Consider the following 17,065-nt stretch of genomic DNA (forward strand, 5'->3'; position numbering starts at 1 on the left):
TTAGCACTTTGATTATTAAAAAAAAGTCACTAATTTTGCAGCCCGAACGCATGGAATAATAACATAAATAGTATATACGAAAATGAAAAGAACATTCCAACCCTCTAACAGAAAGAGAAGAAACAAACACGGTTTCCGTGAAAGAATGGCTACCGCTAACGGTCGCCGAGTATTGGCAGCACGTCGCGCTAAAGGCCGCAAGAAATTAACTGTATCTGACGAATACAACGGAGTTAAAGCTTAATCAAGCTCTCTGTTTGACAGAAAAGCCGCAAAGTAATCTCATTTTACCTTGCGGCTTTTTATTTTCCACCCTATCAGGTTCCGGAAAGAGAACAACCGACAGTCTTCCAGACTATGCGTTTGCACTTTCTCCCTCTTCCATCCAGTTTCCACGAGAAAGCCGTATCACCCACACCTACCTCACACTCACCAGGCAAGAACCGCACATCGCCTCAAAAACGGCAAGCCATCCACTGCTTCGCATCCCCTCCCCATTCACAAAGTCTCATCAGGCATACGGTTCGATCGCAAGGCATAAAAAAACGGGCTTCACCACTTTTTTGCAGTAAAGCCCGACTTTTTATATAGTTCTCTTGAGGATTCTCAGACAGCTTATTTAATCAGGTCATGACCTGTCATTTCTGCCGGCTGAGCCATACCTAAAATGTGCAGGATAGAAGGAGCTACATCGGCCAATACACCGTTTTCTACCTTGGCATTCTTGTTTTCTGTGACGTATACGAACGGAACCGGGTTCAAAGAGTGAGCCGTATTTGGTGTACCGTCAGCGTTCAAAGCGTGATCAGCGTTTCCGTGGTCAGCAATGATGATGACTTCATAACCGTTTGCTTTGGCAGCTTCTACAGTATCCTTCACACAGTTGTCGATGGCAACGACTGCCTTTTCGATGGCTTCGTAAATACCTGTGTGGCCTACCATATCACCGTTGGCGTAGTTTACTACGATGAAATCATATTTCTGTGTACCGATAGCTTCTACCAGTTTGTCTTTTACTTCGTAAGCACTCATTTCCGGTTTCAGGTCATAAGTAGCTACTTTCGGAGACGGAACCAGGATACGGTCTTCATTGGCATACGGAGTTTCACGTCCACCGTTGAAGAAGAAGGTTACGTGTGCATATTTTTCTGTTTCTGCAATGTGCAGCTGAGTCTTTCCGTTGTTGGCCAGGTATTCGCCCAGTGTGTTCTGTACATTTTCCTTGTCGAACAAGATGTGAACACCCTTGAAAGAAGCATCGTACGGAGTCATGCAGTAGTACTGCAATCCCGGGATGGTCTTCATGCCTTCTTCCGGCATATCCTGTTGAGTCAACACAATAGTCAACTCTTTCGCGCGGTCGTTACGGTAGTTGAAGAAGATTACTACATCGCCTTCCTTGATGGTACCGTCGAAGTTGGCATTGACAATCGGTTTGATGAATTCGTCAGTCACCCCTTCATCGTATGATTCCTGCATAGCCTGTACCATGTCAGTAGCCTTCTTACCGATACCACTTACCAGCAAATCGTATGCTTCTTTTACACGAGCCCAACGTTTGTCACGGTCCATTGCATAAAAACGACCTACGATAGAGGCAATCTTACCGGCTGATTTTGCACAATGGTCAGTCAGCTGTTCAATGAATCCCTTACCGCTCTTCGGGTCAGTGTCACGACCGTCCATGAAGCAGTGGATGAATGTATTTTCCAGTCCGTATTCCTTTGCGATGTCACACAATTTGAACAAGTGATCCAAAGAAGAGTGTACACCACCGTTAGAAGTCAATCCCATGAAGTGCATGTTCTTGCCATGCTCTTTTGCGTATGAGAAAGCAGACACGATTTCTTTGTTCTTCAGGATGCTGTTGTCGGCACAAGCACGGTTAATCTTTACCAAGTCCTGATATACGATACGTCCGGCACCGATGTTCAGGTGACCTACTTCAGAGTTACCCATCTGTCCGTCGGGAAGACCTACATTTTCACCACTGGCCTGCAGCTGTGAGTGAGGATAGGTAGCCAGCAGGCTGTCCCAGTAAGGAGTCGGAGTATTGAAGATTACATCATCTTTCTGATGGTCGCCACATCCCCAACCATCCAAAATCATTAAAAGCGCTTTCTTTGCCATAATCTATTTTGTTTAAAAGTTAGAATTCTATTCTATGTTTTCCGGCAGCAAAAATACAAAATATCCAGCTTGCAAGATTACTTTTCCTTATAATAATCAATAAAAAACGGCTGCTTGAAACAAACAGCTGTAAAACAAATCGGGCATGCAAAACTGCATGCCCGAAAAAGGATATTGAATAATGATTATTCAGCGCGCAAAGTGAAGCGTTTGAACTCAGTGATAGCCAAGTCAGGATCAGCTTCTTTCAATACATCAGCAACTGTTTTCTTCGGTTCCATGATGCTTTCCTGGTTCAACAGACAAACTTCTTTCAAGAACTTGCCCAGACGACCTTTCGCAATGTTTTCAATCATAGCCTGCGGCAGGTTGGCAGCCTTTTCAGCAGCTACAGTTTCCTTAATTTCCTTAGCTTTAGCTACATCTTCAGCAGAAATCCAGCCTTTAGCCATGTTGCTTTCCATATGCTCTTCGCTGTCTACGTGAGCCGGGTTGATACCTGCTTTCTTCAAAGCAGCTTCTACAGCCTTCTGAATCTGTTCAGCTTTCGTCTTTTCAATAGCCACGTTGATTTCTTCCTGTTTTACAGCTTCAGGTACACCCGCTTCATCAATAGCAATCGGGTTCATAGCTGCAATCTGCATACAGATTTCGTGAGCCACTTTTTCATCACAAACCTTATTGAAAGCTACGATAGTGCAAAGCTGGTTCTTGTTCATGTGGTTGTAAACAGCAGTGCAAGCGCCAGAAACGAAGTTGTAACCATCCAATTCTGTTTTTTCACCTGTGATACCACTGCGTTCTACGATTGCGTCAGCAATTGTACCGCTACCCATCGGCAGAGCCTTTACTTCATCCAAAGTCTTGCATTTGTTAGCGATAGCCGCATCCAGGATAGCCTGAGTCAGCGCTACGAAGTCAGCATTCTTAGCTACGAAGTCAGTTTCACACTTCAAAGCAATCATTGCTGCATAGTCGCCAGTTGATTTAGCCAATACACAACCTTCTGAAGTTTCACGGTCAGAACGTTTTGCAGCTACAGCCTGTCCTTTTTTACGGATAATTTCTACTGCTTTGTCGAAATCGCCTTCAGCTTCTGTCAAAGCATTTTTACAGTCCATCATACCAGCTCCCGTCATTTTACGGAGCTTGGTGATATCAGCCATACTTACAGCCATAATAATATCTTTTATTTTGAGTTAATAATATGCATAAAAACAAAGTTGAGAATTGAGAATTGAGAATCGAGAATACAGTCTTCCCAATTTTCAATTTTCAATTCTCAACTTACTTTATATTAAGCTTCTTCTTCGTCTTTGTTCATGAAGGCAGCTGCTTTAGAAGCGTTGATGGCTTCTTCTTCAGCCTTGTCCATGCGAGCCTTAGTAGATTTTTTCTTTGCAGCTTTCGGTGCGTTTTCACCAGCAGCTTCCATATCTACCTTTTCAGCTTTTCTTTCTTCCAGACCTTCTGCCATTGCAGCGCAGCAAGCATCCAAGATAACTTCTACTGACTTAGTAGCGTCATCGTTTGCCGGAATTACGAAGTCTACGTTTGTCGGGTCAGAGTTTGTATCTACGATAGCAAATACAGGAATACCCAGACGGTTAGCTTCGCGGACTGCGATGTTTTCTTTCATTACGTCGACTACGAACAATGCAGACGGCAGACGAGTCAAATCAGCGATAGAACCAAGGTTCTTTTCCAATTTAGCACGCTGACGAGAAATCTGCAGGATTTCTCTCTTTGACAGGTTAGAATAAGTACCATCGTTAGTCAATTTATCGATAGTAGCCATTTTCTTCACAGCCTTACGGATTGTCGGGAAGTTAGTCAACATACCACCCGGCCAACGTTCGATTACGTACGGCATGTTTACAGAAGCAGCTTTCTCAGCTACTACCTGTTTAGCTTGTTTCTTAGTAGCAACGAACAGGACTTTCTTTCCTGATTTTGCGATTTGTTTCAAAGCTTCAGCAGCTTCATCAACTTTAGCAACAGTTTTGTTCAAATCGATGATATGAATACCGTTGCGTTCCATGAAAATATAAGGAGCCATTGCAGGGTTCCACTTTCTTTTAAGGTGTCCGAAGTGGCAACCAGCCTCCAATAATGTATCAAAATTTACTCTTGACATTGTCTTTAATTTTAATCGTTTACTTTCTTTTTTGTTTATTGAACCAACTGTCCGGTAGTCTTTCCGACAAATGCTTGCAGGAAGAATCCTGGCAGTTTAGATACTAAACGCTTCTTTAGGTGACGAGGTATCAGTTGACGAGGCAACAAGGAAATAATCTATAAGAGAGTATCCTTGCCAACTTGTCCCTTATCCAACTTGTCCCCTCGTTAACGTTTACTGAACTGGAATCTACGACGTGCTTTCGGACGTCCCGGTTTCTTACGTTCAACAGAACGAGAATCACGAGTCATGAAGCCTTCTGCACGAAGAGTCTTCTTGTCTTCAGGGTTGATTTTAACCAGTGCACGAGCGATAGCCAGACGCAAAGCCTGAGACTGACCAGTGAAACCGCCACCACACAAGTTAACTTTGATATCATATTTTTCAGCCACTTCCAATTTGTTCAACGGCTGTTTAACTACATACTGCAGAATAGTTGATGGAAAGTACTGTGCAAGGTCTCTCTTGTTAATAGTAATCTTTCCTGTACCTTCGCTTACGAAAACGCGAGCAACTGCGCTTTTACGTCTGCCTAATGCATTTACTACTTCCATTCTTTATTATTTAAGTGTGTTAATATCAATTACTTTCGGAGTCTGAGCTTCATGTTTGTGTTCAGCGCCTTCATATACATAAAGGTTGCCCAGCAACTTAGCTCCCAGACGATTTTTCGGAAGCATACCTTTTACTACTCTCTTCATCAATTTTTCAGCGCCATTCGGCTTAGCCATCAAGCGAGCCGGAGTGATTTCACGCTGACCGCCCGGATAACCGGTGTAGCTCAAGTAGATTTTATCATTCCACTTGTTTCCTGTAAATTTCACTTTGTCTGCATTGATGATAATAACGTTATCACCGCAGTCTACATGAGGGGTGAAGTTTGGTTTATACTTACCTCTCAACAACTTTGCAACTTTAGCACCGAGGCGACCTACCACCTGATCGGTAGCATCAACTACGACCCATTCTTTCGTCGCAGTTTCCTTGTTTGCAGAAATGGTCTTGTAACTTAAAGTATCCACTCTTAAATCTTTTTTAAATGTTAACTACTAAAAAACAAATTCCTCCCGCCCTACTCTTCCCGGACAAAGAAGAATAAAGCACTCAGAATTAAAAATTTATCACTAGTTGATAATAATCGGCTTGCAAAGGTACGGCTTTTCTTTTAACCAACAAAGATTTTAAGTTTTTTTTTCGCGGGATAAACGGTTGATTATGAATAGCGACTCTACGCCAGAAACAATGAAGGCGGCACCTGGACTTCATTCCGGAACCGCCTTTCTTATTTATTTTATTCTTACATTAATCTATTATCGCAGTTCATCACCTGGGTAAACCGGTGACATTTCCACTTTCTTCCAGATTTCATGACACCACGAATCAATTTCATTTCCATTGGCATCATTCTTCAAAAAATATTTTACATACATCAGAGTTCCGTTTTCTTTCAAATCGAAATGCATTTCATTCTTTCCCCCATTCAACTGCGGAAGATGTACGTTCTTCTCTACATATTCTGTATAAAGGCCCTCATTGTTGATTTCATAAGTTCCATACCCCAAAATGACAGCCCCCGTCTGCATCATCAGCAAGTTGGTGAAGCGTCCATCATCAGAAAGAATCTTCAAAGAATTACTTGTTTTGAGTTCACCGGGAATATCCGGAGAATTAGAACGATAAAAACACATCTGCCAAACCCCATGCAAAGTGATTGGAGTCTTCTCCTGTACATCCTGGGCCATCGAACTGCCGACAGTTAAAAGCATTAGAAATGCCACCAGAAAGAAATCGCGTATTTTCATAACTAAAAGTATTAGAATTGCCTGTTAGGTTACCTACAAAAATATAAAATAATTTGAAAATCACGCGCTTTATCTACTTTTTTCTACCAAAAAAGCATAAAAAAAAGCCATTCCAAGCAGAATGGCTTTTTCTTCTTACAAATATATTGTACTCTATTAGAATTCAGCATTATGCGGAGTACGCGGGAACGGAATCACATCGCGGATATTCGACACACCGGTTACGAACAACAGCAGACGTTCGAAGCCCAGCCCGAAGCCTGAATGAGGACATGAACCGTACTTACGAGTATCCAGATACCACCACATATCTTTCATCGGGATGTGCAATTCCTGAATGCGAGCCAGCAACTTGTCATAATCCGCTTCACGTTCTGAACCACCGATGATTTCTCCGATCTTCGGGAACAAAACATCCATGGCACGTACGGTCTTACCGTCTTCGTTTTGCTTCATGTAGAAGGCCTTGATTTCTTTCGGATAATCAGTCAGAATAACCGGACGTTTGAAGTGTTCTTCTACCAGGAAGCGTTCATGTTCTGAAGCCAAATCCACACCCCAGTAAACCGGGAACTCAAACTTGTGGCCGTTGGCTACTGCTTCTTCCAGAATCTTGATACCTTCTGTATAAGGCAGACGCACGAAAGATTCTTTCAATACCCCCTGCAGACGTTCAATCAAGCCCTTGTCGAACATATCGTTCAGGAACTTCACATCGTCGTAGCAGTTATCCAATGCCCACTGTACGCAATATTTGATGAACTCTTCGGCCAAGTCCATGTTGTCGTTAATGTCATTGAAAGCTACTTCCGGTTCAATCATCCAGAATTCAGCCAAGTGACGCGGCGTATTGGAGTTTTCGGCACGGAAAGTTGGACCGAAAGTATAAATTGCTCCCAGGGCAGTAGCTGCCAGCTCACCTTCCAGCTGTCCGGAAACCGTCAGACTGGTCTGCTTGCCAAAGAAGTCATTATCATAAATGATGGAACCTTTCTCGTCTTTCTTCAAGTCATAGAGGTTCATGGTAGTTACCTGAAACATCTGGCCTGCTCCTTCACAGTCGGAAGCGGTAATCAACGGTGTATGGAAATAGAAGAAACCTCTTTCATGGAAGAACTTATGAATGGCGATTGCCATGTTATGACGGATACGGAATACGGCACCAAACGTATTCGTACGCGGACGCAAATGAGCGATTTCACGCAAGAACTCCATAGAGTGTCCCTTCTTCTGCAACGGATAAGTATTGTCGCAAGTACCCAGCACTTCGATTTCACGTGCCTGGATTTCTGCAGCCTGTCCGGCACCAACTGACTTCACCAGCTCTCCGTTCACGCTCAGACATGCACCGGTAGTAATCAGTTTCAGCAATTCCTCGTCGAAATTAGCCAAGTCGACCACAATCTGCACATTATTTATAGTAGAACCATCATTCAATGCAATAAAGTTTACTTGCTTGCTACCACGGCGAGTACGCACCCAACCTTTCACATTGACCATCGCGCCAAAATCTTCACGCTTCAGCAGGTCAACAATCTTTGTTCTACGAATTGTTTCCATTTTGATTCTATGTTTTATCAATTAATCTAAAAAACACAGAGATATTTGGTATCCGCCTATCCCTGTGTTCAATTTATTTCTCATTATTCAAAAGACCCCATACGCAACATGGCCACTTCCTGTTCCGTCAAGTAACGCCAATCGCCTCGGCGAAGTCCCTTCTTGGTCAGTCCGGCAAAATAGACACGGTCCAATTTTACTACCCGATATCCCAACGACTCGAAAATACGACGTACGATACGGTTCTTTCCAGAGTGGATTTCAATGCCCACCTGCGATTTATCCGTATCCGATGCGTAGCTGACAGCATCGGCATGGATTTCACCGTCATCCAGTGTGATACCCTGTACAATCTGATCCAAATCTGCTTTTGTCACATTCTTGTCGCAATATACATGGTAGATTTTCTTCTTCAGGAACTTCGGATGAGTCAGCTTGGAAGCCAAGTCTCCATCATTGGTCAGCAGAAGGACTCCAGTGGTATTGCGGTCCAGACGCCCTACCGGATAAATACGCTCCTTGCAGGCCCCTTTCACGAAATCCATCACGGTCTTACGTTCCTGAGGATCGTCGGAAGTCGTCACACAGTCTTTCGGCTTGTTAAGCAACACATACACCTTGCGCTCGATGCTCACCGGCTGGTCGTGGAATTTCACTTCATCCGAACGTTTTACCTTTGTACCCAATTCGGTAACAATCTCACCGTTTACTGAAACCACTCCGGCAGTAATGAATTCATCCGCTTCACGACGAGAGCAGATTCCCGCATTAGCCAAGAACTTGTTCAAACGAATCGGTTCATCCGGATCAGTCAGCACATCCTTGTACTCAATCTGCTTTTTCATGCTGTATTTCGCATTCGGATTGTAGTCGGCTGTACGTGGACGGTATCCTCCTTGCGGACGACCATAGCCACCCTGCTGTCCACCGTTATTAAACCGCGGACGATAGGAACGCTGTTCGCCACCCTGCTGTCCACCGTTGTTAAAACGCGGACGATACGGACGCTGTTCGCCTCCTTCATTGTTATTATTATACGGACGATTACCGTAAGGACGCTGCGGACGATTGCCGTTGTTGTTATTGAAACGAGGATTATAAGAAGAACGCTGTTCGCCTCCTTCGTTGTTATACGGACGATTCCCATAAGGACGCTGCGGACGGTTGCCGTAACCACCTCTCTGCGGACGGTCCTCCCCGTTGTTGTTATTGAAACGGGGATTATACGAAGAGCGATAGCCCTCTCCCCCTTCTCTATTGTTATTATATGGACGGCGACCATAGCTGTTGCTTTTCTCGCCTCTACCATATTTATTATATCCTTCTCTGTTATAAGACTTGTAACCATCGCGGCCAGACTGGCTGTTTTCGCCTTCCTGTCTGAATTCTTTTTCTGCCATAATTTTTTTGTTTAATGCTAATTAATACTCTGTGATACCCTCTCGGGCGATATTGTTTGTTTTAAATTATACTCCAGTATAGTTGTGCGGAGTAATCGCACGCAATTCTTTCTTGATGTCTTCGCTTACGTTCAGTGTTTCGATGAAATCCTTGATAGAAGCTTCTGTGATAGCCTGGTTCGTACGTGTCAAAGCCTTCAGTGCTTCATACGGATGCGGATAAGCTTCCCGGCGCAGAATCGTCTGAATAGCCTCAGCCACTACGCTCCAGCAGTTATCCAGGTCTTCATAAATCTTGTGCTCGTTCAGCAGCAATTTGCCAAGGCCCTTCAAGGAACTCTGGATGGCAATGATAGTATGTCCGAACGGCACGCCGATGTTGCGTAATACCGTAGAGTCGGTCAAGTCACGTTGCAGACGAGAAATCGGCAACTTGGCAGACAGATGGGCAAAAATCGCGTTGGCCATTCCCAGATTACCTTCCGCATTTTCAAAGTCAATCGGATTCACCTTATGTGGCATAGCACTGGAACCTACTTCACCTGCTTTGATTTTCTGCTTGAAGTACTCCATAGAGATGTACTGCCAGAAGTCACGGTTCATGTCAATCATGATGGTATTGATACGCTTCATGGCATCAAAGATAGCTCCCAGTCCGTCGTAGTTGGAAATCTGTGTAGTATATTCTTCCCGTTCCAAGCCCAGTTTCTCCGATACGAACTTGTTGCCGAATGCCTTCCAGTCGAAATCCGGATAAGCTACGTGATGTGCGTTGTAGTTACCGGTAGCACCTCCGAACTTCGCAGTCAGCGGACAAGCCTTCAACACCGCCAACTGACGGTTCAAACGGTATACAAACACCATGATTTCTTTTCCCAGACGAGTCGGAGAAGCCGGCTGACCGTGTGTTTTTGCCAGCATCGGAATATTCTTCCATTCTTCCGCATAGGTTGTCAGCTGGTCAATCAGCTTCTGAATCTGCGGATAATACACTTCTTCCAGCGCATCCTTAATAGACAAGGGAACTGAAGTGTTGTTGATATCCTGAGAGGTCAGTCCGAAGTGGATAAATTCTTTGTAATGTTCCAGACCACCCAGTTTGTCAAACTGCTCCTTGATGAAATACTCTACCGCTTTCACATCGTGGTTAGTCACGCTTTCAATTTCTTTGATACGTGCGGCATCTGCTTCCGAGAAGTTACGGTAAATATCACGGAGAGACTCAAAACGAGCCGCATCGAATGAACTCAACTGCGGCAACGGCAACTCACACAATGTAATGAAATATTCAATTTCTACCCGCACACGATATTTCATGAGCGCATATTCAGAAAAATAAGCGGCCAAAGCTCCCGCTTTGCTTCTGTATCGGCCGTCAATCGGCGATACAGCTGTGAGTAAATCAAGCTCCATCATTGTCGTAAATTTATTTTTGGTATCTAATTTCTACACTTTCCTTTGAATTCGCGAAATTAATGCTTTTTCCTGAGTTATCAGGAGATACGGCTTAAACTTTAGTATTTATTTTATAATTAGGTTATTCGCTCAATAATTTTATGGCATCTACATACTGCGCAATGCCCACTGCTACACTTTTGGCTGCCTTCATGGCCATCACCACCGTCTGCGGCCGATGCACCACGTCACCTCCGGCAAAAACTCCTTTCCGGCTGGTCATACCAAACGGACGTTCTTTCACCAGTACGTAGCCGTTATCATCAGTGTCAATGCCTTCGGTCGTAGATACAATCCGACTGGCCGGACGAGAACCTACTGCCAGACAGATACGGTCGAAGGTATATTCCTTGACGCCTTCCGGAGTATTGGCGCGTAAACCGATGACCTTTCCTTCCGCATCGCCCAAAAATTCCGTGGTAGAGGTCTGCCACAAAAACTTCACGCCTTCTTGTACGGCTGCCTGATACTCTGCCTGAATGGCCGGCATGTCAGCTTCCGTACGACGGTACACAATCGTTACACTGGCGGCCCCCATACGCACTGCTGTACGAGCCGCATCCATAGCGACGTTGCCGCAACCCATTACGGCCACATGCTCTCCTGCAATCACCGGTACTTTATCACGCCCAACCGTGCCTTCGCTATAAATATTGGCCATGTGCAACAGGTACGTGGCTTGAATGACACCACGCAGTCCGGCCCCCGGAATATCCAGCGATTTCGGCAACGCCGTACCCGAACCGATAAAAATAGCATCGTATCCCTGTGTAAAAAGATCGTCGATGGTCAATTGTTTTCCTACCACACAATTCAGCACAAAGTTGACACCCAACGCTTCAATCTTCTGGATTTCCTGACGTACTACCTGTTTGGGCAAACGGTATTCCGGAATACCGTACATCAAGACTCCTCCGGCCTCTGCCTGACTTTCAAAGATGGTCACATTGAAACCCTGACGAGCCAAGTCGCCTGCCACGGTCAGTCCGGCAGGTCCCGAGCCGATGACAGCCACCTTTCCACGGGTTTTCTGCGGCAACTTTTCACGAATCAGATTCATCTCCGTATCAAAATCGGCGATGAAGCGTTCCAGCTTTCCGATTTCAATACCTTTTCCCTTCGGATACAACACGCAATGCCCCTGACATTGCTTTTCATGCGGACAAACACGACCGCAGATGGCTGGCAGATTGCTTTTTTCATTGATAATCGCCATGGCATTTCCCATATTCCCTTTTGACAATTCATGGATAAACTCCGGAATGTCATTCTCTATCGGGCATCCCTTCTTACAGGAAGGATGCTTACAGTTCAAGCAACGCTTGGCCTCTGTAATGGCTTCTTTTAATGTATAGCTTTCGTTTATTTCCTTAAATGTCGGTTTTGAATCGTTCATTCTTTCATCTGTTATCTGATGCAATTCCTTTTCGCATCTCTATTTCACGTTGGGCGGCAAAGTTCGTAAAAAAATGTCACAAAGAAACGAAAGAATACTGTTTTTATTTCACTAAGCAAAAAAATATCCCACAGACCCGCCGTCTGTGGGATATCTCCCTGAAATACCTTAAGCTCTATACAAACTGAAAAATCAATATGTAAAATCTGATTTCTTTACATATACCTTATAATCCTTTATCAAACCTGGCGCACCGGCTTCCGCGCGTGGCAGCATGCGGAAACCTGTCACCTGATATTCTTTTCCTAAATCAATGACAATCTGATGCGGATAAGCGGTATTGTCCACTGTCTGCCAGAAAGTGCTTTCCTGCAAGTCGAATACCTTGTCGGCGGTACGGTTACCACTGCGGGTTTCTTCGCTGTCGGCATAGACAATCTTCCAGCTTTCGCGGGAAACCGGTTTTCCGTCTGCACCCAACACATCCATTTCGGCCACAGCGGCAATGTTGGTACCATCATAGTTGGAAACTCCTTCCAGACAGAAATAACGTCCGGTGGTCGGTTTCTCAAAACGTACTTCCTGCCAGCCGTTGCCTGCCTTGAACGTACCTGTCATCACCGGCTTTTCAGCTTTCAGATTCAGGTTCTGACCGTCTTTGCGATGGGTTTCCGGAGCTTTCTCACGCAACATGTCGAGAATCGGTTTTTCCACGCCGACCACTTTGGCTTCTGCCGGTCCCTTCAAATCAAGCACAATGATTTCATTGTCGCCTTCCTTCAGCCAGCATCCCGGCATGTACAAGGTCTGCTGCGGACCTATTTCCCAGAAACGTCCCATGGCATGTCCGTTGACCCAAACCATACCTTTACCCCAGGTCTCCATATCCAGGAAGGTATCGCCTGTCTTGTCCAAATGGAAAGTCGCTTTATAATAAGCCGGACCGTCTACCGGTTTTCCAGCCTGGTAGTTTTTCTGATTGACAAATTCATAGAAAGGAGGCAGGTTATATACCGTCCAGCCTTTCAATTCCTGTGCCTGGTCACCATTGATCACTTCCACCTTCTGGGTGATACCTTTCCGGTCGTGGATAGATTTGTCAAAGTTTACACGCCCCATGGCTTCTACCAGGATGTCCAACTGAGTTCCTTTCTTCAAGGTTTCTTTCAACGGCAACGTAAATTCACCGTGACGACGATCCAGACGTCCTAACAGTTTACCGTTAGCAAACACCTGGGCCCAGTCGTGTACTTCGTCAATATGCAACGTACCTTTTACATCCTCTTTCAAGGTAGTGCGATACAGAATCGTTCCCCAACCTTGGTCGAACATTTCCATCGGCTGGATATCTTCCGATTGTTTTGGTTCTGGCAGATTTTCAAACAACGGAGCCACCTTCCAGTCTGTAATGGCCGGTACAGAAATCACAGGGAAAGCTGCCGGAGGTTCAGGCAGAGTTTCCCCTTCCGGAAGATATTGTTTCAACAGGTCACGCAACTGGAAATACTTCGGAGTGGTCCATCCGGCCTCACTGATCGGCGCATCATAATCGTAGGAACTACACATGGCCGAATAAGCCGGGTTATTGGCACCGCCCCACCAGCCGAAGGTCGTACCTCCGTGGGTCATATACAAGCTGAATGAAATGTTCCGGTCCAGCATGTCCTTGATACCGCTCACCATCGTAGCCGCATCGCGGGTTTCATGCTTCCGTCCCCAATGGTCGAACCAGCCGCTCCAGAACTCACTGCACATCATCGGAGTCTCCGGGCGCAAGGACTTCAGTTTCTTGAACTGCTCGTCAATATTGGCACCCGTACCGAAGTTGACCGTCCACAACAAATCGTCCAAGGCATTGTTGGTGAAGTTGGAACTCCAGTCGCACTGGAAAAGAGGCACGTCGGTGAAACCCGCCTTCTTCACGATGTCGCGAATGGCCGATACATAAGGCTTGTTGATACCATACGAACCGTATTCATTTTCCACCTGTGCCATAATGATGTTTCCCCCACGGGAAAGCTGCAAGTCGGCCAGCTGTTTGCCGACCTCGTTCATAAAGATGCCAACTCGTTCCATGTAGTAAGGGTCAAGTGTACGCAGCTGTACATCTTTTTTCTTGAGCAACCACCAGGGCAGTCCGCCCATTTCCCATTCTGCACAAACATATGGTCCCGGACGTACGATGACATACATTCCGTGTTTCTGTGCCAGACGGCAGAACTTAGCAATGTCCTTGTTACCTGAGAAATCGAACTCACCCGGATGCTGTTCATGCAAGTTCCAGAATACATACAAGCAAAGGGTATTCATGCCCAATGCCTTACAAGAAAGAATACGCTGTTCCCAGTAAGGTTCCGGAATACGCGGATAATGTACTTCGGCAGCCTTTACCACAAAAGGCTTTCCATTCAATAAAAACGTCCCTTTACCTACTGCAAATGTTTCCTTTACGTTCACCTCTTCTCCAGCAGGTGAAGTTGCAGAAGCCGAGAGTGTCCCGAAGGAAAATAATAAAGAAAGGCCTACGCCCCATAATGCGTGTTTATATTTCATACATATTAAAATTAGATTGCCAAAAATAGTTTTTTCTCCGTTCTTTAGATTTCATAAATCTGTCAAAAAAGAGACAAAAATCAATCAGTCTCTTTATTTTGACAAATGAATCCGAATCACACTCAACGAATAAGCAGGCATCTCATACTGTGACAAGTCCTTCAAGGAGATTTCTTTCTTCACCGGACGCGCCTGTTGATCGGTCGGAGTACCGGAAAGAACTTGTAAAGTCACCTGTCCTCCTTCCTGTGTCAAACCGTTCAACTGGGTCTTCACCGGAACCGGCAGCAAGTTGACCAACTTCACAATCACATCGCCTGTCTTGCTGTCACGCACTACCGACGTACCGATTCTGCGCTGTACATCCTGACGGAAATTGTCAATCTTCCGGTCGGCAGGCAGATACGTGTCACCGGAATTCTGTCCGTAAAGCTGTTGGGTATAATAGCCCACAGTGGGTTTCACTTCCTTATTGTTGAAATAAATCAAGTCGGGATTCCACTGGGTATGTCCTTCCTTGGCCAGCAACGGCGCATACGAAGTCATCGATACGATGTCACCGTTCCGCTCTACCGAGGTCAGGTACAACGCTTCTGCCAAGGCCGTCTCAATGTTGTTCGGGCGACCGGGCAGATGAGCCGCATACTCTCCCAAATACACTTTCGGTTTGGAACGGTCGTACCGGTCGTAATAGTCCTGGTTATTGATAAACCATCCCGGCGTATTATAATAATGCTCGTCTACCATCGGCACCTGCAAGCGGGAAGCGAATTTCCATCCAGCCTCATAATCTGTACCTTCATAGAAAGGCCCCACTGTACCGATGACAGTGATTTCCGGATATTTTTCTTTAATGGCCTTGAAAATCATTTCAAAGCGTTCCTCAAAAATCGGCGTAATCAAATCCTCGTTGCCGATGCCGATGCATTTCAGATTAAACGGTTTCGGATGACCGGCTTCCGCCCGCATCTTGGCCCATTTGTTCTTCTTCGGGTCACCGTTGGCATATTCAATCAAGTCCAGAATGTCCTGCACATAGGCATCCATTTCTTCCATGGGGATTCCGCCCTGCTGTCCGCCACTCAAAAGTTTGCCAGGGATGCAGGCAGAGTTCTGGCACGGCACTCCAGCGGCCAATACCGGCAGCGGTTCCGCTCCTATATCTTCACAGAACTGGAAATACTCAAAATACCCCAGTCCCAGTGTCTGATGGTAGCCCCACAAGTTCCGCATCGACTTACGGGCTTCCAGCGGGCCGACGGAGTTTTTCCAGCGGTAAATATTGTCAATTCCGTTTCCATGAGCCACACAACCGCCTGGGAAACGCATAAAACGAGGATGCAAATCAGCCAATGTCTGAGCCAAATCAGCTCTCAACCCGTTCTTATGTCCTTTGAAGGTCTTTTGCGGGAAAAGTGAAATCATGTCTAAGTGCAGTTCTCCTGTAAATTCCGGTTCCAGCGAAAGTACAGCCGCATCCACATCTGCTTGTGCCGTCAGCACCGCAGTCTGCTTCTTCCAGTCACCCGCCTTTACCTTTACGGAAGCCTGTGCCACTTCCTTGCCTTGAGCATCCAACAAGCGTACGACAACCTTTCCGCCTTTGCTGCCTTCGGGCATAGAAGCAAAGAGAGAGAAGTCATATTTCTCGCCTTTCTTCAACGTAATACCATCAAAGCCCGTATTACGGAGAGAGCTTCCCGGCTTGGCCTGCCACACCACATAATGCGGGTTGTTGGCATGCAAAGGATGCTCCGTGGCTACCTGTACAGCCGACGACTTTCCGTTCTCCCACACACTCCAAGCATATCCATGATCCCATCCCTGAGCAGAGCCTTCTTTCGATGTATATTCAAAGTCACGGTTCTGCACCAGTTCGGCATAAAGCCCGCCGTCGGCTCCGTAGTTGATGTCTTCAAAGAAAATGCCAATCAGTTTGTCACTGATGGGTTTGGCTTCTTCCGGACGGACTGTCAACTGCAAGGATACAGGAGCCAACCCAGCAAAGCGCTGGCCATCCTGTTCCGTCCGTTCATTATTCAACTGGTCTCTATAGGCCCGGTAGTCGACAAACTTCAACAGTCGGTCCACTTCTTCCCAGGCCACTTTCTGCATATATCCTTGTTCTACCACACCTTCCACAACAGCTTTCTTGCGGGTCTCGCTGCCTTGGATTCCAGTTCCTTCTCCCGGAGACTGCAAGTAATACGACTGCGGATTCCATTTCATCAAGTCCGGCGAAGTGGCCTGTCCCCACTCCTTTCCGCTTTCGTTCAACTGCCAGGCGCAATGCCACAATCCTTTTTCATCCCGTGTCAGATGAGGATTCAGCATCCGCTTTTCAGCTCCCCAGGTTCCGTAATCACATTTCATATAGCCGTATCCGTTTCCAATACTGAACCAGCGGTCGGCATCCGGGCTCCAAGCCAGTTTCAGACCGCTGCGTCCCGCGTCATTTACGGTAGCATACGAGAACAGATAGACCGAATCCGGTTCGTTCATCACTTCCTGCACGCGAGCCGCCACAGGAAGACTGGTAAGGCAAGCACATAAAGCTGCTAAATGTGTCAGGTGTTTCATAGGTAAGAAG

13 protein-coding genes are annotated in these 17,065 nt (G+C 45.9%); 1 reads left to right on the forward strand and 12 read right to left on the reverse strand.

What is annotated here, in order from left to right; translation table 11 throughout:
• Positions 1-82 precede the first annotated feature (82 nt).
• Positions 83-244: a 50S ribosomal protein L34 gene (gene rpmH, locus RDP42_RS00280; protein WP_007564314.1), complete on the forward strand. Its 162-nt coding sequence runs from the start codon at positions 83-85 to the stop codon at positions 242-244.
• Between the two features lie 371 nt (positions 245-615).
• Here the strand turns inward: rpmH and gpmI are convergent, their stop codons facing one another.
• From gpmI to RDP42_RS00340, 12 genes are all read right to left on the reverse strand, one after another.
• Positions 616-2,130 (reverse strand): 2,3-bisphosphoglycerate-independent phosphoglycerate mutase, encoded by a 1,515-nt coding sequence (gene gpmI / locus RDP42_RS00285; protein WP_308762063.1) that lies wholly within the window; start codon positions 2,128-2,130, stop codon positions 616-618.
• A gap of 185 nt (positions 2,131-2,315) precedes the next feature.
• Positions 2,316-3,308, reverse strand: a complete 993-nt coding sequence (gene tsf, locus RDP42_RS00290) for a translation elongation factor Ts (RefSeq protein WP_308762064.1) — start codon at positions 3,306-3,308, stop codon at positions 2,316-2,318.
• A 119-nt stretch (positions 3,309-3,427) separates the two neighbouring features.
• Positions 3,428-4,267: a 30S ribosomal protein S2 gene (gene rpsB / locus RDP42_RS00295; protein ID WP_072541549.1), complete on the reverse strand. Its 840-nt coding sequence runs from the start codon at positions 4,265-4,267 to the stop codon at positions 3,428-3,430.
• Between the two features lie 209 nt (positions 4,268-4,476).
• Entirely contained in the window at positions 4,477-4,863 is a 387-nt protein-coding gene (rpsI, locus tag RDP42_RS00300; protein ID WP_177866351.1) for a 30S ribosomal protein S9, read from the reverse strand.
• A gap of 6 nt (positions 4,864-4,869) precedes the next feature.
• Positions 4,870-5,331, reverse strand: coding sequence for a 50S ribosomal protein L13 (rplM, locus tag RDP42_RS00305; protein WP_007569888.1), 462 nt, complete (start codon positions 5,329-5,331; stop codon positions 4,870-4,872).
• Positions 5,332-5,619: 288 nt separating this feature from the next.
• Positions 5,620-6,111: a DUF4488 domain-containing protein gene (locus RDP42_RS00310; protein ID WP_308762065.1), complete on the reverse strand. Its 492-nt coding sequence runs from the start codon at positions 6,109-6,111 to the stop codon at positions 5,620-5,622.
• A 156-nt stretch (positions 6,112-6,267) separates the two neighbouring features.
• Positions 6,268-7,671, reverse strand: coding sequence for an asparagine--tRNA ligase (gene asnS / locus RDP42_RS00315; protein ID WP_308762066.1), 1,404 nt, complete (start codon positions 7,669-7,671; stop codon positions 6,268-6,270).
• Positions 7,672-7,754: 83 nt separating this feature from the next.
• Complete coding sequence (locus RDP42_RS00320) at positions 7,755-9,071, reverse strand: pseudouridine synthase (RefSeq protein WP_308762067.1); 1,317 nt, start codon at positions 9,069-9,071, stop codon at positions 7,755-7,757.
• Positions 9,072-9,137: 66 nt separating this feature from the next.
• Positions 9,138-10,484, reverse strand: coding sequence for an adenylosuccinate lyase (gene purB, locus RDP42_RS00325; protein WP_303914456.1), 1,347 nt, complete (start codon positions 10,482-10,484; stop codon positions 9,138-9,140).
• Positions 10,485-10,608: 124 nt separating this feature from the next.
• Positions 10,609-11,922, reverse strand: a complete 1,314-nt coding sequence (locus RDP42_RS00330; RefSeq protein ID WP_308762068.1) for an NAD(P)-dependent oxidoreductase — start codon at positions 11,920-11,922, stop codon at positions 10,609-10,611.
• A gap of 192 nt (positions 11,923-12,114) precedes the next feature.
• Positions 12,115-14,475: a beta-galactosidase gene (locus tag RDP42_RS00335; protein WP_308762069.1), complete on the reverse strand. Its 2,361-nt coding sequence runs from the start codon at positions 14,473-14,475 to the stop codon at positions 12,115-12,117.
• A 93-nt stretch (positions 14,476-14,568) separates the two neighbouring features.
• The gene (locus RDP42_RS00340) at positions 14,569-17,055 is read right to left on the reverse strand and encodes an alpha-L-arabinofuranosidase C-terminal domain-containing protein (protein ID WP_308762070.1); all 2,487 of its coding nucleotides are present in this window, start codon (positions 17,053-17,055) and stop codon (positions 14,569-14,571) included.
• Positions 17,056-17,065 lie beyond the last annotated feature (10 nt).

It is taken from the genome of uncultured Bacteroides sp. (genome assembly GCF_902472605.1).
GTDB lineage: Bacteria > Bacteroidota > Bacteroidia > Bacteroidales > Bacteroidaceae > Phocaeicola.

What these genes read in the sequence shown, in the direction of transcription:
- rpmH (WP_007564314.1), top strand. Translation starts at nt 83, where the DNA reads ATGAAAAGAACATTCCAACCCTCTAACAGAAAGAGAAGAAACAAACAC.
- gpmI (WP_308762063.1), bottom strand. Translation starts at nt 2,130, where the DNA reads ATGGCAAAGAAAGCGCTTTTAATGATTTTGGATGGTTGGGGATGTGGC.
- tsf (WP_308762064.1), bottom strand. Translation starts at nt 3,308, where the DNA reads ATGGCTGTAAGTATGGCTGATATCACCAAGCTCCGTAAAATGACGGGA.
- rpsB (WP_072541549.1), bottom strand. Translation starts at nt 4,267, where the DNA reads ATGTCAAGAGTAAATTTTGATACATTATTGGAGGCTGGTTGCCACTTC.
- rpsI (WP_177866351.1), bottom strand. Translation starts at nt 4,863, where the DNA reads ATGGAAGTAGTAAATGCATTAGGCAGACGTAAAAGCGCAGTTGCTCGC.
- RDP42_RS00310 (WP_308762065.1), bottom strand. Translation starts at nt 6,111, where the DNA reads ATGAAAATACGCGATTTCTTTCTGGTGGCATTTCTAATGCTTTTAACT.
- asnS (WP_308762066.1), bottom strand. Translation starts at nt 7,671, where the DNA reads ATGGAAACAATTCGTAGAACAAAGATTGTTGACCTGCTGAAGCGTGAA.
- RDP42_RS00320 (WP_308762067.1), bottom strand. Translation starts at nt 9,071, where the DNA reads ATGGCAGAAAAAGAATTCAGACAGGAAGGCGAAAACAGCCAGTCTGGC.
- purB (WP_303914456.1), bottom strand. Translation starts at nt 10,484, where the DNA reads ATGGAGCTTGATTTACTCACAGCTGTATCGCCGATTGACGGCCGATAC.
- RDP42_RS00330 (WP_308762068.1), bottom strand. Translation starts at nt 11,922, where the DNA reads ATGAACGATTCAAAACCGACATTTAAGGAAATAAACGAAAGCTATACA.
- RDP42_RS00335 (WP_308762069.1), bottom strand. Translation starts at nt 14,475, where the DNA reads ATGAAATATAAACACGCATTATGGGGCGTAGGCCTTTCTTTATTATTT.
- RDP42_RS00340 (WP_308762070.1), bottom strand. Translation starts at nt 17,055, where the DNA reads ATGAAACACCTGACACATTTAGCAGCTTTATGTGCTTGCCTTACCAGT.